This is a genomic window from Dactylosporangium sp. NPDC049742 (assembly GCF_040674675.1).
Lineage (GTDB): Bacteria > Actinomycetota > Actinomycetes > Mycobacteriales > Micromonosporaceae > Dactylosporangium > Dactylosporangium maewongense.
Genome location: NZ_JBFANF010000064.1, coordinates 15406 through 33821, shown reverse-complemented (window position 1 = coordinate 33821; position 18416 = coordinate 15406). Strand labels below are relative to the sequence as shown.

Sequence of the window (18416 nt, the reverse complement as noted above, 5' to 3'; positions counted from 1 at the left end):
GAGCCATGACAACAACGACGTTGATCACGGTGGCGCCCACCGGCGCCGAATCGAGCAAGGCCGACGTGCCAGCGCTGCCGGTGACCCTGGACGAGCTGGTCACGACCGGCAAGGAGTGCCAGGCGGTGGGTGCCTCGATCATCCACGTGCACCTGCGCGACGACGACGCCCGGCCGACCCTCGACCTCGGCCGGCTGAAGGACGCCGTCGCCGCGCTGCGGGCCGAGACCGACCTCATCGTCCAGCTCTCCAGCGGCGGCGCGGTCACCGACCCGGAGTCCGACCGGCTCCGCGTCCTCGACGCCGGGCCCGACATGGCCTCCTGCACGATGGGCACGGTCAACTTCGGCGACGACGTGTTCCTCAACCGGTGGGCGTTCATCGTCGAGCTGCACACCCGCATGCGTGACCGGGGGATCGTCCCCGAGTACGAGATCTTCGACCTCGGCCAGCTCACCGCGCTGCGGCGCCTGCTCGACAAGCACGGGCTGCCCGCCGGTGGGCACGTCCACCTCGACCTGGTCATGGGCGTGCCCGGCGGGATGCCCGCCACCGCCGAGGCCCTGGTCGCCTGCGTGCAGGCGATGCGCGACCTGCCGTCCGGCAGCACGTTCTCCGCCACCGGCATCGGCCGCGGCACGCTGCCGGTCCTGCTCGCGTCGCTGTCGGCGGGCGGGCACCTGCGGGTCGGCATGGAGGACACCGTCACCTACGCCAAGGGCGCGCCGGTGGAGAGCAACGCGCAGCTCGTCGCGCGGGCCTCCGCCTTCGCCCGGCTCGCCCAGCGCCCGCCGATGACCCCGTCCGACGCCCGAGCGATGCTGGGGATCCCGGCATGAGCGGCCCGGAGCGGAGCGGAGGAGCCGCGAATCGGCATTGCAGGTTTGGCTCAGGCCGACTCCGGAGCGCAGCGGAGGTGGCGGCATGAGCGATCTGTACCTGGGTGGGGAGCCGCTCGCGGAGGTCGAGCGCAGCGGGTTCGTGGAGAGCCGGCACAGCGGGTCCGTCGTCGTCCTGGACGCCGGCGGCGAGGTCACGGCGTGGGCCGGTGACGTGCTCGGCCCGGTCTTCCCGCGCTCGTCCAACAAGCCCATGCAGGCGGTGGGGATGCTGGCGGCCGGCCTCACCGCGACACCGGCGGAGCTGGCGATCATCTCGGCGAGCCATCGTGGACAGCCCGCGCATGTGGCGTCGGTACGAGGTGTGCTCGCCGACCTGCCCGCCTCGGCGCTCGGCTGCCCGCCGGACTACCCGCTGTCCGACGACGCCCGCGACGCCGTGGTCCGGGCGGGTGGGGAGCGGTCGCCGCTGTACATGAACTGCTCCGGCAAGCACGCGGGGATGCTGCGCACCTGCGCGGCCAACGGCTGGCCCCTCGCCGGCTACCTGGACCCGGCGCATCCCGTACAGGTGGCGATCCGAGACGGCGTCGAGTCCCTCGCCGAGGAGCAGGCCGCGGCGGTCGGCGTCGACGGGTGCGGCGCGCCGCTGCTCGCGGTGTCGCTGCGCGGGCTGGCCGCGGCGTTCCTGCGGCTGGTGTCGGCCCCGGCCGGCTCGCCCCCGCGCCTGGTCGCGGACGCCATGCGCGCCCACCCCGACCTGGTCTCCGGCACCGACGCCGACGGGCACGACACGCAGCTCATGCGGGCGTTCCCCACGCTGCTGTCGAAGATCGGGGCCGAGGGCGTGATGGCGGCGGCGGTCCCCGGCGTCGGCGCGGTGGCCCTGAAGATCGACGACGGCGCCGCGCGGCCGCGGCTGCCCGTGCTGAGCGCTGGGTTCACCCGCCTCGGCTTCTCCTTGGGTGACTTTTCGGACATGCCGGTCATGGGAGGCGGCGTGCGGGTAGGTTCGGTCCGGACAGTCTGGTGAGCGGCTTCACGCTAGCTGGAGTTAGCACTTTGCTTGCAACAGTTAGCACGGCGAGCTACGGTCGGTGATGTGACTGAAGAGCCGCGCGACCTGGGTGGGTTCATCCGTGACCTGCGCCGCAACGCGCGCATTTCGCTCCGCCAGCTTGCTGAGCAAGCCGGCGTCAGCAACCCGTACCTCAGTCAGATCGAGCGTGGCCTGCGTAAGCCGAGCGCCGAGGTGCTCGCGCAGCTCGCGAGTGCACTGCGGGTGTCGACCCCGCTGATGTACCTGCGAGCCGGCCTGCTCGAGCGCGAGGGGCACGACGTGCTGGCCGCGATCGCTGCGGACAGTGATCTCACTACGGCCCAGAAACAGTCGCTCACGCAGATCTACGAAACGTTCCGGCGCGAGAACTCGCGCAGCGATGCCGACGGCGCCGCCTCGGGGGCGGGGCGCGACGCCGACCCGGCACCACCGACGAAGTCAGAGGAGTCATCATGACCACCAGCACCACCACCCGGAAGATCCCGACCCCGCTCTATGCCGCCGCCGGCGCCGGTGACCTGGCCTATGAGCAGCTGCGCAAGCTGCCCGCACAGGTCGCCCAGCTGCGCGCCCGGGTCGAGGAGCTGCGCCCGGCGGTCGCCGAGACCAACCTCCGCGCCGACCTGACCGTGGCCGCCGACCGCCTGCGCAACGCGGCCCGACGCAACACCACGTCGCTGCTCGCCGGCGCCCAGGTCGCGCAGGACCGCGCGCTCGCCGTGTACACCGACCTCGTGAACCGCGGCGAGAAGGTCGTCGCCGGCGGCCGCACCGCCGAGGCGAAGATCGAGATCGCGCCGGCCACGAAGACCGTGACCACCGAGGTCGCCGTCACCCCCACCCCGGCCGACATCGCGCCGGCCGTGACGCCCGTCGAGACCGACACGCCGGTCCCCGCGAAGAAGGTCGCGGCGAAGAAGACCGCCGCCGCCAAGAAGTAACGGGAGTTTGTCGGGAGCCCTCCGGACCGTCTCGCACGGTTCGGGGGGCTTCGGAATAAGCTCGGGGGATGGTGACTGCAGTGCCGGTGTTCTACGACAGGGTCGAGCTGTTCATCTCCCTGGCGGTGTGGATCTTCTGCCTGGTGCTCGGCGCCGCGGCGTTGCTGCACTGTCTCGTCCAGCGGGCCGACGCGTTTCCCGCCATCGGCACGATGTCCAAGACGGTCTGGCTGGCCATGAACGGTGGCGGCCTGCTACTCACGGCCCTGGCGCCGCAGCTGCGCATGGGCTACCTCAGCATCTTCCTGCTCATCTCCGCGGGCATCTTCGCCGTCTACCTGCTCGACATCAGACCCGCGCTGCGAGACGCGGTCGACGGCCACGGCTCCTGGTGACGGCGGCCGGAATGACGGCTGCCTCGGTGGTTGCTTCGACGCCTGTCTCGGCGGTCGCGCTGGCGCCTGTCTCGGCGGTCGCGCCGGTGCTTGGCCTGGTGGCTGGCTTGGCGGCTTCTCCGGCGGCTGTGGCGGTGGCTGAGCCGGCGGTCGCGGCCGTGGCCGGGCCGGCGGTTGTGCCGGCGCCTGCGACGGCTGTTGCGCCGACGGCTGGGCCGGCGACTGCTCCGGCAGCTGCTCCGGCAGCTGCTCCGGCTCGTGCGATGGCTGTTGTACAGGCGGCTGGGCTGGCGGTTGTGGCGGCGGTCCGCTGATGGACTTCCGCTGGCCGCCGCCGCCCGACGGCAGGCCCGACCGGTTCCGCCCGCCCGTGACCCGCGGGCCGCAGACCGGCCGGCCCACGCTCCCCACGCCGCCGACCGAGCAGGTCGCCACCCCGCACGGCGTCGAGCTGGAGTGGCTCCTCACCGGCGAGGGCGACCCCGTCACGGTCTTCGCGCACGGGCTCGGCAGCGGCATCGCCGAGACCCGCCCCCTGGGCAGCGCCGTCGCCGGTCGCAAGGTCTTCTTCCAGTTCCGCGGCCACGGCCACTCCGCCGCGCCCGGCGGCGTCTGGACCTATGCCGACCTCGCCCGGGACCTGCGCGCCGTCGCCGACCTCTCCGGCGCCACCCGCGCCCTGGGCGTCAGCCTCGGCGCCGGCGCCCTCTGCCGCCTCCTGGCCGACAACCCGGGCCGCTTCGAGCGCGCCGTCTTCTTCCTCCCCGCCGTCCTCGACACGGCCCGCCCGGCCGCCGTGCAGGAGCGCCTCACCGCTCTGCTCGAGGCGATCGAGGCCGGCGACGCCGCCGCCGTGGCCGACGTGATCTCCATGGAGGTCCCCGCCCAGGTCCGCAACTCGCCCCCGGTCTGGGCGTTCCTGCGCCAGCGGCTCGACCAGCTGATGCGCGACGGGCTCGCCGCGGGCCTGGCCAGCCTGCCCGCTCAGGTCGCCGTGCAGAACCGCGCCGACCTCGCCGCGGTCACCGCGAAGTGCCTCGTCATCGGCGCCAGGGGCGACGACCTGCACCCGGTCACCGTGGCCGAGCAGCTCGCCGAGGCACTCCCCGACGCGGAGCTGCACGTGTACGACCGCCCCGGCGTCGTCTGGACCCAGCGCGCCGACCTGCGCGCCCGGATCTCCACGTTCCTGAACCTCGGCCCCGACCGAAACTGTCCGAACGGCTGACCCCCGGCACGTATCAGGGTGGCACCCCGGCGCGTCTGTCCTATGGATGACAACTTCGCCACTACCTGACCTGAGGGGGATCGGACCATGACCGCGCTGCGCCGCTGGGCCGGACCGACATAGAGTTTCGGACATGGGTGTCACGCAACACGGCAGGACCTCCCGCCTCGACCTCGCCGACCCGACGCTGCGCGAGTGGACGTGCGTCGTCCTGCACTCCGATGCCACCGACGGCATCGTGCTCGACCGCTCAGCCTTCTACCCCGGCGGCGGCGGCCAGCCACCGGACCACGGCGTGCTGCTGTGGCAGGGGGTACAGACGCGAATCACCGGGACCCGCAAAGGCGACGACCTCTACCTCCAGCCCGCCGAGGGAGACCCGCTCCCACCCGCCGGCACCGAGGTGATCGGCGCCGTCGAGGACGACCGCCGCACCAAGCTCATGCGCACCCACTCCGGCCTGCACGTCCTGGGCGGCGTGGTGTTCCGCGACTTCGGCGCCCTCGTCACCGGCGGCTCCATGGAGCCCGCCGAGGCCCGCATGGACTTCAACCTCCCCGAGGTCCCACCCGACTTCAAGGCCCGGCTCGAGGAGCTCATCAACGCCGAGGTCGCCGCCGACCGCAAGGTCGTCACCAAGGTCCTCGCCCGCGACGAGGCCCTCGCCCTGCCCGACATCATCCGCACCCAGTCCAACCTGATCCCGCCCGACGAGCAGGAGATCCGCATCGTCGACATCGTCGGCCTGGACGCCCAGGCCGACGGCGGCACCCACGTCGCCTCGACCGCCCAGATCGGCCGTCTCCAGGTCGTCAAGGTCGAGAGCAAAGGCAAGGCCAACCGCCGAGTCCGCGTCCGCCTGACCGACTGACGCCCGCTCCGCGCTGATCCGCTTCAGGGTCCGACCCGCGGCAGGTTGGCGTCTGTGGACACGACCTGCTGGCCCCCTGTGCGTCCTTGCTCCGGCCCGCTCGTCCGCGACTGCTTGTTCGGGGCTGACCCGCAGGCTCCAGTGGGGTAGGACCGCTCCCTCTACACCCACTCGCTCGGGGCATGCTCGCCCAATGCCTGTCAATTGGCTCTGCTCGCCCGGTCCCCGCTGGCCCGCTTCAGAGTCTGACCTGCGCAGGTTGGCTTCCACGGGCCAGACTTGCTCGTCCCTGCGCCCGCTTGCCCTGCGCCCGCTTGCCCTGCGCCCGCTTGCCCTGCGCCCGCTTGCCCTGCGCCCGCTTGCCCTGCGCCCGCTCGCTCGGGGCCTGCTGACTGGCTCCGCTTGCCGGTCCCCGCTGGCCCGCTTCAGAGTCTGACCTGCGCAGGTTGGCTCCCGCGGGCAGGACCTGCTCGCCCTGCGCCCGCTCGCTCACGGGCCCGCTAGCCGGCTCCGCTTGCCGGTCCCCGCTGGCCCGCTTCAGAGTCCGACCTGCGCAGCTTGCCTTCCGCGGGCCGGACCCGCTCGGCCCCTGCGTCCGCTCGGCCCCTGCGTCCGCTCGTTCGCGGCTGCTTACCTCAGGGGGCGGCTCGGAGCAGGTTGGCTCCCGCGGGCAGGATCAGCTTTTCGCCGCCGGACCTGGTCACCTCGAGAATCGGCTCGCCCGGGTCGATGCCCAGGTCGCGTCGCTCCGGATCGGTCGGCATCCGCCCGATGACCTCGTCGCCGGCTCGCAGCTCCACGACCTCCCGCTGCAGCGCGGGCCGCACCATGGTCCGCGCGCCCCGGGCCGACACGACGAGCCCCTCCTGCCGCAGCACCGCCACCGCGTTGCGAACGGCGGGCCGGCCCAGCTCGTACTCCTGCATCAAGCTGCTCTCCGACGGCACGAATGCCCCCGGCGCCAGCTCCCCCGCCCGAATCTGCTCACGCAGCAGGTCCGCCAGTTGCTGGTACAACGGCCGATCCGAACTCCGGTCGATCATGCCCCAACGGTAGATAACCCCATGATCTTGTCCGCTTGCCGTCCTATGCGTACATGGCCCCACCATCATCCCACCGCCACACGCGAATCGGCAAACCGGCCGCCATCCGTATCCGGGGCTTGTTGTCGGGGCGGTCCCCGGGTCGTGAAAGATGACGGAGTGGCGCCGCTGAAGACGATGTGGGACGAGTTCGCCGAGGGGGCGAGACTGCTTGGGCGGGGGTTCTCGCTGTACAGCCGAAGCCCCCGCCTCCTGCTCCTCGGGCTGATCCCGGCAGTCATCTCCTTCCTGTTGCTGGGGACCGCCTGGTTCTTCCTGCTCTGGTTCATCCGCGACCTGGCCGCGACCGTCACCTGGTTCGCCGACGACTGGGGGTCGCCGTGGCGGGGCGTGATCAGGTTCGGCGCCGGCGCGGGCATCGTCATCGTGTCCGCCCTGGTGTCGGTCCTCACGTACACGGCGCTGACCCTGCTCATCGGCGACCCGTTCTACGAGGTCATCTCCGAGCGCGTCGAGGACCACTACGGCGGCGCGCCGGGCCTGCCCGACCTGCCGTGGCACCGCACGTTCTTCAAGAACGCCGCCGACTCCATCAGGCTCATCCTGCTGGGCGTCGTCGTCTCGGTCCCGCTGTTCCTGCTCGGCTTCGTCCCCGTCCTGGGCCAGACGGTCATCCCGGTCGTCGACGTCGTGGTCGGCGGCTGGCTGCTCGCCGTGGAGCTGACGGGCGTCCCGTTCAACCGCCGCGGCCTGCGCCTGAAGGACCGCCGCGCCATGCTCCGCGCCAACCGCCCGCTCGCGCTCGGCTTCGGCATGCCGGTCTTCGTGATCTTGCTGATCCCCTTCGCCGCGGTCCTGGTCGTCCCCGCCGCCGTTGCCGGCAGCACCCTGCTGACCCGCAGGCTCTTCGCCCTCCCGACCGACAAGCCGTCCGCCGCCCTCGGCAAGCCCCCGCTCGTTCGAGCCCCGGAAACTGTCGTACCTGGCGGGCATGATGTGGGGGTAGCCGGCCGGTTGTGACCTGACCGCTTCCGACCGGGGGGAGTGAGGATGCATGACGGTTTGCAACTGTTGAGCGGCATTCGGCGCGTCCGCGCCGCCGCCTGACCTGAACGCCGACGGTTGGCAGGCAACCCTGTCGGTCAGGGTCTCGGGGGGTTCGCCCGGGTTCGGGGGCTGAGGTGCGGTGTGGCCAGGCGCCTGGCGCAACAGGGGAGGCGCCCGGGTCTGCAGTCGCTGCTGCGGCGGGAAGCGTCGGGCTTCGTGCGGCAGAGCTTCGGCGAGCCGGAAGCCGTCCACCGGCCCCGCCGCCACGTCAACGACGGCGCCAACGCGACGGGTCACCCGCCCCTCGCGAAGACAGGCTTGAGCGTTGCTCCCGGCACGGAGGACAGGCCACCGCACCGCTGGGTGACGGCCGGGCAGGCAGCGGCGAGCCCGGCACGCGGTGACCACGGCACCCGGCGTGCCACGGCAAGCGGCGTGCCTCGGTAAGCGGTGACCACGGCAAGCGGCGTGGCCCCGGTAAGCGGCGTGCCCCGGTAAGCGGCGTGCCCCGGTAAGCGGCGATCTCGGCGACCATCGCCGCCACCATGGCCACGCCCGCCGTCACACCGCGACCGGTCACGGCGACGCGGCCGCACGTGTCCGGGCCTGCCCGCCGAACCAAGGCTGCCATCGGGTCGGGCGTGTCACCGGGCGGGTCGTGCCGTCGGGCCGGCATGCCGTCGGGTCGGGCGTGCCGTCGGGTCGGGCGTGCCGCCGGGCGGGGGCGTGACCTGGGGAATGGCCGGTCGGGAGTCGTGACCTGGGGATGGCCGGTCGGGAGTCTGGTTCGGTGCTGGTGAGTGCTGCTGGGTTGGGCGTGTCGCCAAGGCGGGCATGTCGCTGAGCGGGGCGTGCCGCAGGGCCGTGCGAGTGCACTACCGACGGCCAGGACGCGGCGACGGCCATGCTGTCGGCAGGCGGCCTGGGCTCCCAGCGGGCGCCGTCGCCGCAGGTTTCCGGCGGGAACCTCCGACGCGGACCCGACGCGGACCCCGGTGCCCCGACGCGAACCCCGGTGCCTCGGTGCGAACCCGCCGCTGCCCGTCCCGGCGTGAAACCGCTCGGTGTGGAACGTCTGCCGCAGGCCTGCGATGCGGGCTGGGCGGTTTGCGTGCTGTCGGGCGTTGGGCTGGCTCGGGGGTGGTCAGCCGGTGCGGAGGCCTTCCAGGAGAGTGGTGTCGCCGCTGACGAGGAGGGTGTCGAAGGCTACGCGGCCGAAGAGGGCCAGGACCAGGTCGCTGGCGGGGCCGCTGGCGGTGGCGCGTTCGTGGTGGTCGTCGGTGTCGAGGAGGGTGTCGGTGTCGAGGAGGGCGACGCCCGCGCCGCGGAGGCGGACGTACCAGACCTGGTCGACGTCGGTGGCGTGGAGGGCGATCATGCCGGCGCGGTTGGTGGGGCCGGAGCGCCGGCCGGCGGGGAGCCAGGTGTCGAGGACCTCGGTGACGCCGTCGCTGGCGAGGCGGGGCTCGATGGGCTCGCTGAGGCCCGCGGCCATCTGGGCGTCCCAGCGGTGGATGGCGGTCTCGTGCGCCATGCGGCGGTGCCAGAAGCCGGCCTTCTTCGCCTGCGGGGCCCAGTTGTAGGCGGGCAGGTCGGGCTCGAGGGCGTCGAGCGTGGCCAGGAGCTCGGTGAAGGCGTCGGTCCACGCGACCGTCGGGTCGACGTCCGCCGGGAGCGGGGTGTCGGGGCGCGGGTCGGGGCGGTCGGTGCTGCCGCGGGGGGCGATGGCGTTGACCCACACGTAGACCTGGGTGAGGTGCCAGGCCAGGTCGCGCAGCTGCCAGCCGGGGCAGGTGGGGACCGCGGCGTCGAGGGGGACGGTGCCGAGCGCGGCGCGGAAGGCGTCGCCTTCTGCGCGCAGCGCGGTGAGCCAGAACTCCTTGGTGAGCTGAGGCTTGCTCATCGGCGATCCCTCTCCCGGTCCGGACGCTGCAGCTCCAACATTAGGGCACGCCTTACTCTGGTGCGGTGTCCGAAGCAGCCGCGTCCGTGCCCAGCCTCGCCGACCTGACCACCCTGCGCCTCGGCGGGCCCGCCGGGGAACTGGTGGAGGTGACCTCAGAGGAGGAGGCGGTCAACGCGGTACGAACCGGAAAACCCGTGCTCGTCCTCGCCGGAGGCAGCAACGTTGTGATCGCCGACGAGGGGTTTCCGGGCACCGTGGTGCTCCTGCGGCAGCGCGGGATCCACGTGCGGGAAGAGGGCGGGACCGTCCGGCTGACCGTCCAGGCGGGGCAGCCGTGGGACGAGGTCGCGGCGGTGGCGGTCGCCAACGGCTGGGCGGGGATCGAGTCGCTGTCGGGCATCCCGGGGTCGGCGGGTGCCACGCCGATCCAGAACGTCGGGGCGTACGGGCAGGAGGTCGCCGAGACGATCACCGCCGTCCGCGCGTACGACCGGGTCAGCGACGAGATCGTCACGCTGCCGAGGGACGCGTGCGGCTTCGCGTACAGGACGAGCGTCTTCAAGCACAACGAGCGGTTCGTGGTCCTGTCGGTGACGTTCGAGCTGGCGGTGTCGCCGCTGTCGACGCCGATCCGGTATGCGGAGCTGGCCAGGACGCTCGGCGTGCAGGCGGGGGAGTCGGCGCCGCTCGCCGACGTGCGCGAGACGGTGCTGAAGCTGCGCGCCGGCAAGGGGATGGTCCTGGACCCGTCGGACCGTGACACGTTCTCGGTGGGCTCGTTCTTCACGAACCCTGTCGTGGCCGCGGACGCGGTGGAGCCCGTGCGCCGGGCCGCCGGCGAGCCGCCCGCCTGGCCGGCGCCCGACGGGATGGTCAAGCTCAGCGCGGCGTGGCTCATCGAGCGGGCCGGGTTCGGCAAGGGCTACGGCGACCCGGCCAGCGGCGTGGCGCTGTCGGGCAAGCACACCCTCGCCCTGACGAACCGGGGCACCGGCACGACCGCCGCGCTGCTCGGGCTGGCGCGCGAGATCCAGCACGGGGTCAAGGACAGGTTCGGCGTGCAGTTGCACCCGGAGCCGGTCCTCGTCAACTGCTCTCTGTAGACAGGCAGCTGTAAGGGACCGTCATTTCGCCCAGGCGCCAGCGGGCGGGGCGGTCCAGGACGGGCCAGCCGGCGTCCCGGGTGGCCTCGACCGCGCGCCGCCAGCGCTGGCGCGGCCCGAAGGCCGACAGCGGCGCCGCCGCGCGCCAGGCGCTGTCCAGTGTGGACAGCAGCGCGTGGATCGGCTGCCCGGGCACGTTGTGGTGGATGAGGCACTTCGGCAGCCGCTCGGCCAGGGTCGCCGGGGTGTCCAACGTGGACAGGCGGCTGGCGAGGGTCAGGGTCCGCGGCACGCCGCCGGTGACGGTCACCCAGGACGCCAGCCGGCCGAGCTCGTCGCAGGTGCCCTCCACCAGGACCGCCCCGGTCGCGGTCATCGCGGCCCAGGCGGCGGGGACGGCCTCCAGGTCGTACTGGCGCAGCACGTTGAACGCCCGCACCACGGTCGGCGCGAGCCCGGCCAGCTCGAAGCCGCCCCGGCGGAACTCCAGGAACGGCGGGTCGGCGAAGGGCTGCGCGACCGCGACCCGCTCCGGGTCGATCTCCAGGCCGACGACCCGGACCGGCGGGCCCGGCAGGTCGAGCAGGCGGCGGCGCAGCTCCAGGGTGGTGACCGGCGAGGCGCCGTACCCGAGGTCGACGACGAGCGGCGCGTCGGCGCGGGCCAGCACCGGGCCGAGCGTCACCGCGATCCAGTTGTCGACCCGCCGCAGCCGGTTGGGATTGGTGGTCCCGCGCGTGATCGCGCCGAGGACACGCATCACGTCACCCGGTGCACCTTGTGCTGGGCGGCCTGGGCGAGCGGGCGGACCACGAGCCGGTCGATGTTGACGTGGTGCGGCCGGGTCGCGGTCCACGCGACGCAGTCGGCGATGTCCTCGGCGACCAGCGGGTCCGCCACGCCCTTGTACACGGCGGCGGCCTTCTCCGAATCGCCCTCGAACCGCTTGAGGGCGAACTCGTCGGTCTTCACCATGCCGGGATCGATCTCCACGACCCGGATCGGGCGGCCGTTCAGCTCCAGCCGCAGGGTCTCCGCGACCGCCGTCTGGGCGTGCTTCGCCGCCGTGTAGCCGCCGCCCCCCTCGTACACGATGAGACCCGCCGTGGAGGAGATCACGACGATCGTCGCCCGGCCAGAGGCGGACAGCAGCGGCAGGAGCGCCTTGGTGACCCGGACCGTGCCCAGCACGTTGACCTCGAACATCCACTGCCAGTCGCTGAGGTCGGCCTCCTCGACGGTCTCCGCGCCGATGGCCCCGCCGGCGTTGTTGACCAGCAGCTCCACGGGCGCGCCCAGTGCGGCGACCGTGTCGACAAGTCGTGAAATGTCCGCATCCGACGTGACGTCGGCCACAACCGCGGTCGCCGACGGCAGCGAGTCGACCAGCGAGGAGAGCAGCTCGGCGCGCCGGGCCACGGCCACCACGTGGAAGCCCTCGGCGGCCAGACGGCGGGCGGTAGCTGCGCCGATACCGCTGGAAGCGCCGGTCACAACGGCAACAGGAGAAGACATGCCGACCATCCTCCCGCATGCACCGCGAACCGCAGTGATGAACGCAACGGTGGGTAGACGGCCGCACGCGAGGGAACATGGACGGTTGGGAAGATGTAACCGTCCGGCAACAGATGAAGGAGCACCGACGTGGCGCGGGTCGACTCGCTGCACAGGCACACCCCGCAGTCCCGTCGCTCTCTCCCGCGGAGGGTCGCGACGCTGTCCGTGCACACGTCGCCGCTCGACCAGCCGGGCACCGGCGACGCCGGCGGCATGAACGTGTACATCGTCGAGGTCGCCGAGCGCCTGGCCCGGGCCGGCGTCGAGGTCGAGGTCTTCACCAGGGCGACGTGCAGCGAGCTGCCGCCGGTGGTGGAGATGGCGCCGGGCGTGCTCGTGCGGCACGTCATCGCCGGCCCGTTCGAGGGCCTGGCCAAGGAGGACCTGCCGGCGCAGCTGTGCGCGTTCACCAACGGGGTCCTGCGCGCCGAGGCGTCGCGGGCGCCCGGTTGGTACGACCTCGTGCACTCCCACTACTGGCTGTCCGGTCAGGTCGGCTTCCTGGCGAAGGACCGGTGGGGCGTCCCGCTGGTGCACACCGCCCACACGCTCGCCAAGGTGAAGAACCAGCTGCTCGCCGACGGCGACAAGCCCGAGCCGATGGCCCGCGTCATCGGCGAGGAGCAGGTCGTCGCCGCGGCCGACGGCCTGGTGGCCAACACCCCGGCCGAGGCCGCCGACCTGATCGAGCTGTACGCCGCCGACCCCCGCCGGGTCAGCGTGGTGCCGCCCGGCGTGGACCTGGAGACGTTCACCCCGGGCGACGGCCGGAACCGGCAGAAGTTCGGCCTTCCCGAGGACGCCCTGGTGGTCGCGTTCGTCGGGCGGATCCAGCCGCTGAAGGCGCCCGACGTGCTGCTGCGCGCCGCCGCCGAGCTGCGCGCCCGCGACCCGGAGCTGGGCGCGAAGCTGGTCGTCGCCGTCTGCGGCGGCCCCAGTGGCTCGGGCCTGGACCGGCCGACCGCGCTCATGGACCTCGCGGCCGAGCTGGGCATCGCCGACTGCGTGCGGTTCCTCGCCCCGCAGCCGCGCGAGGACCTCGCCGAGCTGTTCCGCGCCGTCGACCTGGTCGCCGTGCCGAGCTACAACGAGTCGTTCGGTCTGGTCGCGATCGAGGCGCAGGCGTGCGGCACACCGGTCGTCGCGGCGGCCGTCGGCGGGCTGGTGACCGCCGTCCGGGACGGGGTCTCCGGGGTGCTGGTCGACACGCACCGCCCGGAGGACTGGGCCGCCGTCCTCGGCGACCTGCTCGCCCACCCTGCGCGGCGCCGGGAGCTCTCGGAGGGCGCGGTCCGGCACGCCCGCGAGTTCTCGTGGAGCCACACCGCGAGCGGCCTGCTCGCCGCGTACCGCGATGCCCTCACCACGCACCGCGACACCGAGCTGCTGGCGGCGATGTCATGAGCGGACAGCGGAGCGGCTTGGTCCGCTCATCGTGGGCGCAGGTCGGCCCAGGCCGACGCCGGAGCGCAGCGGAGGTGACGGCATGAGCGGTAACTCGGTCGAGGCGGTCAAGCAGCTGATCGAGCGGGTCTGCGACGAGCGCGAGATCGCCTGGGAGAAGACCGGCGACAACGCCTACGTGGCGGTCCTGCCCGGCACCCACAAGCAGAAGACCAACTGCAACCTCATCGTCGGCGAGCACACGCTGCGCGTCGAGGCGTTCGTGATGCGCCACCCGGACGAGAACCGCGAGGAGCTGTGGCAGTGGCTCCTGCAGCGCAATTCGCGCATGTACGGCGTCGCGTTCAGCGTCGACACGGTCGGTGACGTGTACCTGATGGGCCGGCTGCCGCTGCACGCGGTGACCGAGGAGGAGCTCGACCGGCTGCTCGGCGCGGTGCTGACCTACGCCGACGAGAGCTTCGACCCGATGCTGGAGATCGGCTTCGGCTCCGCGATCCGCCGCGAGTGGGAGTGGCGCGTCAAGCGCGGCGAGCCCTTGGACAATCTCAAGGCATTTACGGCCTTCGTGGAGCGCACGAGCTAGCTACCCTGAGCCGGTGATCGAACGGGCGCCGCTCGCTTGGAGACCTGTCGGTGCGGTGGCGGCCACGGCCGCCGTCGCGCTCCTGCTGACGATCAACCGTTATGACTACCACCGCGACGAGCTGTACTTCCGCATGCTCGGCGACCGGCCGAGCTGGGGCTACGTCGACCAGCCGCCGTTCACGCCGCTGCTGATCCGGCTGTGCGCCGAGGTCTTCGGCGACTCGGCGTGGGCGATCCGGCTGCCCGGCGTGCTGTTCCTGCCCGCCGCCGTCTTCCTGCTCGCCCTCATCGCCCGCGAGGCCGGCGGCGGCGCGGTCGCGCAGACCCTCGCCGGGACCGGCGCGCTGACCACGTTCGCCCTGGTGTCCACGCACCTGACCCTGACCACCGGGCCGGATCTGCTGGTCTGGCTCGGGGTCGTCCTGTGCGTCATGCGGGCGTCGTTGCGGGAGCTGCCCCGGTACTGGCTGTACGCCGGGCTGGTCACCGGGCTCGCGCTGTACAACAAACACCTGGTCATCCTGCTGCTGCTCACGTTCGCGGCGGGGCTGCTCGTCGCCGGGCCGCGCAAGGTCCTGCTGTCGCCGTGGCTGTGGGCCGGCGCCGGCATCGCGCTCGTCGTCGGGCTGCCCAACCTGCTGTACCAGATCACCAACGACTTCCCGCAGCTCGACATGGCCGCGGCCCTGGCCGAGAACAAGGGCGACGAGGCCAGGATCACCCTGATCCCGCTGCAGCTGGCGTGGCTGGGCCCGTTCTTCGTGCCGGTCTGGATCGCCGGCATCGTGACGCTGCTGCGAAACCCGGCGCTGCGCCCGATCCGGGCGCTCGGGGTGGCGTACCCGCTGATGCTGGTGCTCCTGTTCGTGATCGCCGGCCAGCCGTACTACACGGTCGGGCTACTGTCGGCGCTGTTCGCGATCGGCGCCGTGCCCGTCGCGCGGCGCGTGACCCGCCGCTGGATCCTGGTCGCCGGCGCCGCGGTCAACGTGGGCTTCGCGATCCTGATGTCGCTGCCGGTGCTGCCGGTCGGCGTCGTGGGCGGGACGCCGATCCCCGCGATCAACCAGGGCATCGCCGACCAGGTCGGCTGGCGCCGGTACGTGCGGCAGGTCGCCGACGTGTACGAGGCCCTCCCGGCGCAGGACAAGCCGCACACGGTGCTCGTGACCGGCAACTACGGCGAGGCCGGCGCCCTGGACCGCTACGGCAAGGCCCTCGGCCTGCCGGATGTCTACAGTGGACAGAACGAGCTGCACCGGCTCGGCCCGCCGCCGGAGTCCGCGACCGTCGTCGTGCTCGTGACGCAGGGTGACCCGAGCCGCTCGCCGGCGTTCGTATCATGCGAGTTCAAGGCGAATCTGGACAACGGTTACGGCGTGGAGAACGAAGAGCAAACAGCTCGCGTCTTCGTGTGCCGGGGGCTGCGGGGCACCTGGGCCGACCTGTGGCCGGGCTTCCAGCACTTCGATTGATTTCAATTATTTCAGTTGTGTGAGGGAGCCGACAGTCCCGTTACTTGTCGCTGCAATTCCTGGCCGCGTACCGTCAATCACGGATACCGGCGATTCCTGAAGTTGGGGAGCGACGGGGGTGTTTCTGGGCCTTCACGGGCCCACTCGCAGTGGTCTGTCCGGGCGGGGCGACCACTGCAACCGGCGGCACCGCGCGGTCGAAAGACCGCAGCAGAGCGGGTGGTCGTGGACTGGGGGTGCACGCCACCCGCTGCCGCCGGCACGAGCTTCCAGGACTGGGCATCGGCCCCAAACTTAAGTCCGGCGTAAAGACGCACGAAGTCGCAAAGCCGTAGTTTCTCTCGCATGCGGATGCGCGGTGCTCTCGCCGGTCTCTTGCTCGTCGTCACGTTGGCCGGCTGCGGCGCGAAGACCGACGCATCGGCGAATCCGGACATGTCCGTATCCGCGAACGCGAACGCGGGCGAGGATGCCGCGGGCGGGGACGCCGTCGCCGCCCTGACCGCCGCCGGCGCCGCGCCCTCCGGGTCCGCGTCGGCCGCCGCCTCGAAGAGCGCCGCGCCGCCCGCCGTGAAGGCGCCCACCCAGACGTTCGCCGTCGGGGTCAGCCAGTTCACGTTCAGCCGCGCCGGCCGCACGCTGCGCACCCTGGTCTTCTACCCGGCGACCGGGACGGCCGGCGGCTCGCCGAAGAGCAACGCGGGCGTCGCCGCGGGCAGGTTCCCCCTGGTCCTGTGGAGCCACGGCCTGCACGGCTCGCCGGAGGGCTACCAGGGCGTGACCGCGAAGATCGCCGCCGCCGGGTTCGTCGTCGCGGCGCCGGCCTACCCGTTCACCAACTCCGCGGCGAACCCGTTCAACCAGAACGACATGGGCAACCAGCCCGCCGACGCGTCCGCCGTGATCACCGAGGTGCTCAAGCTCGACACGAAGGCCGGCGCCGCGCTCGCCGGCCACATCGAGACCGGCCGGGTCGCGGCGGGCGGTCACTCGGCGGGCGGCTACACGACCGCCGGCATGCTGTCCGGCTCGGGCCGCGACGCCCGGCTCAAGGGCGGCATCATCGTCTCCGGCGGCGGCATGGGCGGGAAGTTCAGCGGCGCCGCCACGCCGGTGCTGTTCATCCACGGCGACGCCGACGGCACCGTCCCCTACAGCAGCGGCCGCGGCCTGTACGACGGCTGCGGCTGGCCCAAGGCGTTCCTGACGCTGCTGGGCGGCGACCACGGCGGCGGGCTGTTCGGCTCGGCGCCGGCCAACCAGGCCGTGGCCAAGACGATGCTCGACTTCCTGCGGTACACCCTCTACGGCGACGGCGCCGCGAAGGGCCGGCTCCGCGCCGACGCCACCGTCAGCGGCGCCGCCAGGTACGACGGGACGATCTAGCTGAGCGCGAAGACGGGCAGCAGGCCGGTCAGCCGCAGCTGCGCGTAGGCGAGCGGGCGCGGGTTGCGCAGGCTCAGCGTGCAGCCGGTCTCCTTGGCGAGCTTCCAGCAGCCGACCAGCGCGCCGATCCCGGCGGAGTCGAGCACCGTCACGCCGGCCAGGTCCACCACCAGCGCCCCCGGCCGGAAGACGGGCAGCACCGCCCGCACCGCTTCGGAAAGGTGGTCGCGGGTGGCGAGGTCGAGCTCCCCGTCGAGCCGGATGACGACCGTGCCGGGGTCCGGCGCCTCCAGCTTCGCCGTCAAACCGTCCACTTCGCCCCCTGTCACGTCGAAAGGCGGCGTCTACCCCGCTACCGGCACCGCTAAACGCTCCGTTTCGGCGCGCGCGACCCGGCGTTCCCGGGCCGGCTGGATCAGCAGGTGACCGGCGGCGGCGAGCACCCCGAGCCCGCCGCAGATCACCCAGTGCCAGTCGCCGAGGTACTCCAGGCTCACGCCGCCGGCCGCGGGCGCGATGAAGCTCGCCGCCGGGAAGATCAGGTAGAAGACGCTCTGGTACCGCCCGCGCAGCGCCTCCGGCGACAGCTCCGCGATGACGGCCGCGTTCGGCGGCGCGGCGAGCATCGAGCCGATCGTCCAGACGGTCGCCGCGACCAGGTAGCCGGGCACGCCGGAGGCGAGCGCGACGAAGCTGAAGCCGAGCCCGAGGAACACGTTGGCGACGGCGAGCGTGGTGCCCTTGCGCCAGCGGTCGATGAGCTTCGGCACGAAGAGCTGCCCGGCGACGATGAGCAGGCCGGCGTAGGCGACGACCGAGCCGTACACGGTCGGCCGCAGCCCGTCGGCGTCGATCGCGAGGGGCAGGATCGTCGAGCTCTGCATGGTGACGACGGCCAGCAGCAGGCTCAGCCCGACGAACGCCAGGTAGGCCCGGTCGGTCAGCGCCGTGTGCAGCCCGCCCTTGGTGGGCCCGCCGGCCGTCCGCGCCGCGGGCCTGGTCTCGTGGACCTTCCACAGCAGCAGCACGGCGGTGACCAGCGTGCCGGCGGCGTCGACGGCGAACAGCAGCGGGAAGCTGACCTCGGCGAGCGCGCCGGCGATGACGGACGCCGCGGCCATGCCCAGGTTCATCGCCCAGAACTGCAGGTTGAACCCGCGGTTGCGGTCGGCGGCGGGGACCACGTCGACGATCGCCGCGACGAACGCGGGGCCCGGCATGGAGTGCATGAGCCCGAGCAGCGCGGCCAGGGCGGCGATCGCGGGGATGTCCCGGGTCAGGGCCAGCCCGCCGACGAACACCGCCGCGCCGAAGTGGGCCAGCAGGAGCGTCGGCCGGCGCCCCCACCGGTCGGCGAGCACGCCGCCGAGCAGGACGCCGGCGATCCCGCCGATGCCGTAGAGGCCGACGACCAGCCCCGCGGCGCCGGGCCTCAGGCCGCGGTCGGCGGTGAGGTACAGCGAGAGCACCAGCGCGACGAACCCGCCGACGCGGTTGATGAGCATGCCGGTCCAGAGGTACCAGTACATCCTCGGCAGGCCACCGATCGTGGACCGGTACCACACGCGCACGA

Annotated in this window: 18 protein-coding genes and 1 pseudogene; 13 read left to right on the top strand and 6 right to left on the bottom strand. The window is 72.6% G+C overall.

Annotated features, from left to right (window positions below):
* The first annotated feature begins 5 nt into the window (after positions 1 to 5).
* The 7 genes and pseudogenes from AB0J72_RS47055 to AB0J72_RS47025 all read left to right on the top strand — a co-directional run bounded on the left by AB0J72_RS47055 (position 6) and on the right by AB0J72_RS47025 (position 5334).
* Positions 6 to 839, top strand: a complete 834-nt coding sequence (locus AB0J72_RS47055; RefSeq protein WP_363412225.1) for a 3-keto-5-aminohexanoate cleavage protein — start codon at positions 6 to 8, stop codon at positions 837 to 839.
* An 85-nt stretch (positions 840 to 924) separates the two neighbouring features.
* Positions 925 to 1872 carry an asparaginase gene (locus tag AB0J72_RS47050; protein WP_363412223.1) on the top strand — a complete coding sequence of 316 codons (948 nt, stop codon included), beginning with the start codon at positions 925 to 927 and terminating at the stop codon, positions 1870 to 1872.
* Positions 1873 to 1941: 69 nt separating this feature from the next.
* Positions 1942 to 2295, top strand: a pseudogene (locus tag AB0J72_RS47045) (helix-turn-helix transcriptional regulator); the annotation flags it as partial.
* A 56-nt stretch (positions 2296 to 2351) separates the two neighbouring features.
* The gene (locus AB0J72_RS47040; protein WP_360572232.1) at positions 2352 to 2840 is read left to right on the top strand and encodes a hypothetical protein; all 489 of its coding nucleotides are present in this window, start codon (positions 2352 to 2354) and stop codon (positions 2838 to 2840) included.
* Between the two features lie 68 nt (positions 2841 to 2908).
* Entirely contained in the window at positions 2909 to 3235 is a 327-nt protein-coding gene (locus AB0J72_RS47035; RefSeq protein ID WP_363412220.1) for a DUF2516 family protein, read from the top strand.
* A gap of 310 nt (positions 3236 to 3545) precedes the next feature.
* Positions 3546 to 4463 carry an alpha/beta hydrolase gene (locus AB0J72_RS47030; RefSeq protein WP_363412294.1) on the top strand — a complete coding sequence of 306 codons (918 nt, stop codon included), beginning with the start codon at positions 3546 to 3548 and terminating at the stop codon, positions 4461 to 4463.
* A gap of 133 nt (positions 4464 to 4596) precedes the next feature.
* Positions 4597 to 5334, top strand: coding sequence for an alanyl-tRNA editing protein (locus tag AB0J72_RS47025; protein ID WP_360572228.1), 738 nt, complete (start codon positions 4597 to 4599; stop codon positions 5332 to 5334).
* A 635-nt stretch (positions 5335 to 5969) separates the two neighbouring features.
* Here the strand turns inward: AB0J72_RS47025 and AB0J72_RS47020 are convergent.
* On the bottom strand, positions 5970 to 6377 hold the full coding sequence (locus tag AB0J72_RS47020; protein ID WP_363412218.1) for a GntR family transcriptional regulator: 408 nt from the start codon (positions 6375 to 6377) through the stop codon (positions 5970 to 5972).
* A 144-nt stretch (positions 6378 to 6521) separates the two neighbouring features.
* Here AB0J72_RS47020 and AB0J72_RS47015 point away from each other — a divergent pair, with 144 nt between their 5' ends.
* Positions 6522 to 7397, top strand: coding sequence for an EI24 domain-containing protein (locus tag AB0J72_RS47015; RefSeq protein WP_363412216.1), 876 nt, complete (start codon positions 6522 to 6524; stop codon positions 7395 to 7397).
* Positions 7398 to 8568: 1171 nt separating this feature from the next.
* Here the strand turns inward: AB0J72_RS47015 and AB0J72_RS47010 are convergent.
* On the bottom strand, positions 8569 to 9327 hold the full coding sequence (locus tag AB0J72_RS47010; RefSeq protein ID WP_363412214.1) for a maleylpyruvate isomerase family mycothiol-dependent enzyme: 759 nt from the start codon (positions 9325 to 9327) through the stop codon (positions 8569 to 8571).
* Positions 9328 to 9392: 65 nt separating this feature from the next.
* Here AB0J72_RS47010 and AB0J72_RS47005 point away from each other — a divergent pair, with 65 nt between their 5' ends.
* Positions 9393 to 10433 carry a UDP-N-acetylmuramate dehydrogenase gene (locus tag AB0J72_RS47005; protein WP_363412212.1) on the top strand — a complete coding sequence of 347 codons (1041 nt, stop codon included), beginning with the start codon at positions 9393 to 9395 and terminating at the stop codon, positions 10431 to 10433.
* Here AB0J72_RS47005 and AB0J72_RS47000 read toward each other — a convergent pair.
* The gene (locus AB0J72_RS47000; protein WP_363412292.1) at positions 10417 to 11193 is read right to left on the bottom strand and encodes a class I SAM-dependent methyltransferase; all 777 of its coding nucleotides are present in this window, start codon (positions 11191 to 11193) and stop codon (positions 10417 to 10419) included. The genes AB0J72_RS47005 and AB0J72_RS47000 overlap by 17 nt on opposite strands.
* Complete coding sequence (locus AB0J72_RS46995) at positions 11193 to 11948, bottom strand: SDR family oxidoreductase (RefSeq protein ID WP_363412210.1); 756 nt, start codon at positions 11946 to 11948, stop codon at positions 11193 to 11195. Before AB0J72_RS46995 ends, AB0J72_RS47000 begins: the two co-directional genes overlap by 1 nt.
* Positions 11949 to 12077: 129 nt before the next feature.
* Here AB0J72_RS46995 and mshA point away from each other — a divergent pair, with 129 nt between their 5' ends.
* From mshA to AB0J72_RS46975, 4 genes are all read left to right on the top strand, one after another.
* Positions 12078 to 13394, top strand: a complete 1317-nt coding sequence (gene mshA, locus AB0J72_RS46990; protein ID WP_363412208.1) for a D-inositol-3-phosphate glycosyltransferase — start codon at positions 12078 to 12080, stop codon at positions 13392 to 13394.
* Positions 13395 to 13476: 82 nt separating this feature from the next.
* Positions 13477 to 13980, top strand: a complete 504-nt coding sequence (locus tag AB0J72_RS46985; protein WP_363412206.1) for a YbjN domain-containing protein — start codon at positions 13477 to 13479, stop codon at positions 13978 to 13980.
* Between the two features lie 13 nt (positions 13981 to 13993).
* Positions 13994 to 15457, top strand: a complete 1464-nt coding sequence (locus AB0J72_RS46980; RefSeq protein WP_363412204.1) for a glycosyltransferase family 39 protein — start codon at positions 13994 to 13996, stop codon at positions 15455 to 15457.
* Positions 15458 to 15892: 435 nt separating this feature from the next.
* Positions 15893 to 16843, top strand: a complete 951-nt coding sequence (locus AB0J72_RS46975) for a chlorophyllase (protein ID WP_363412202.1) — start codon at positions 15893 to 15895, stop codon at positions 16841 to 16843.
* On the opposite strand, the gene AB0J72_RS46970 is transcribed toward AB0J72_RS46975, so the two are convergent.
* Positions 16840 to 17157, bottom strand: a complete 318-nt coding sequence (locus tag AB0J72_RS46970) for an STAS domain-containing protein (protein ID WP_363412200.1) — start codon at positions 17155 to 17157, stop codon at positions 16840 to 16842. The genes AB0J72_RS46975 and AB0J72_RS46970 overlap by 4 nt on opposite strands.
* A 30-nt stretch (positions 17158 to 17187) precedes the next feature.
* A complete protein-coding gene (locus AB0J72_RS46965; protein WP_363412198.1) occupies positions 17188 to 18414 on the bottom strand; it encodes an MFS transporter in 1227 nt (408 codons plus the stop codon).
* Between the last annotated feature and the right edge of the window lie 2 nt (positions 18415 to 18416).

Coding starts and splice junctions, on each gene's coding strand:
- AB0J72_RS47055 (WP_363412225.1), top strand. CDS start 6: ATGACAACAACGACGTTGATCACGGTGGCGCCCACCGGCGCCGAATCG.
- AB0J72_RS47040 (WP_360572232.1), top strand. CDS start 2,352: ATGACCACCAGCACCACCACCCGGAAGATCCCGACCCCGCTCTATGCC.
- AB0J72_RS47050 (WP_363412223.1), top strand. CDS start 925: ATGAGCGATCTGTACCTGGGTGGGGAGCCGCTCGCGGAGGTCGAGCGC.
- AB0J72_RS47025 (WP_360572228.1), top strand. CDS start 4,597: ATGGGTGTCACGCAACACGGCAGGACCTCCCGCCTCGACCTCGCCGAC.
- AB0J72_RS47035 (WP_363412220.1), top strand. CDS start 2,909: ATGGTGACTGCAGTGCCGGTGTTCTACGACAGGGTCGAGCTGTTCATC.
- AB0J72_RS47010 (WP_363412214.1), bottom strand. CDS start 9,327: ATGAGCAAGCCTCAGCTCACCAAGGAGTTCTGGCTCACCGCGCTGCGC.
- AB0J72_RS47000 (WP_363412292.1), bottom strand. CDS start 11,193: ATGCGTGTCCTCGGCGCGATCACGCGCGGGACCACCAATCCCAACCGG.
- AB0J72_RS46975 (WP_363412202.1), top strand. CDS start 15,893: ATGTCCGTATCCGCGAACGCGAACGCGGGCGAGGATGCCGCGGGCGGG.
- AB0J72_RS47020 (WP_363412218.1), bottom strand. CDS start 6,377: ATGATCGACCGGAGTTCGGATCGGCCGTTGTACCAGCAACTGGCGGAC.
- AB0J72_RS46995 (WP_363412210.1), bottom strand. CDS start 11,948: ATGTCTTCTCCTGTTGCCGTTGTGACCGGCGCTTCCAGCGGTATCGGC.
- AB0J72_RS46985 (WP_363412206.1), top strand. CDS start 13,477: ATGAGCGGTAACTCGGTCGAGGCGGTCAAGCAGCTGATCGAGCGGGTC.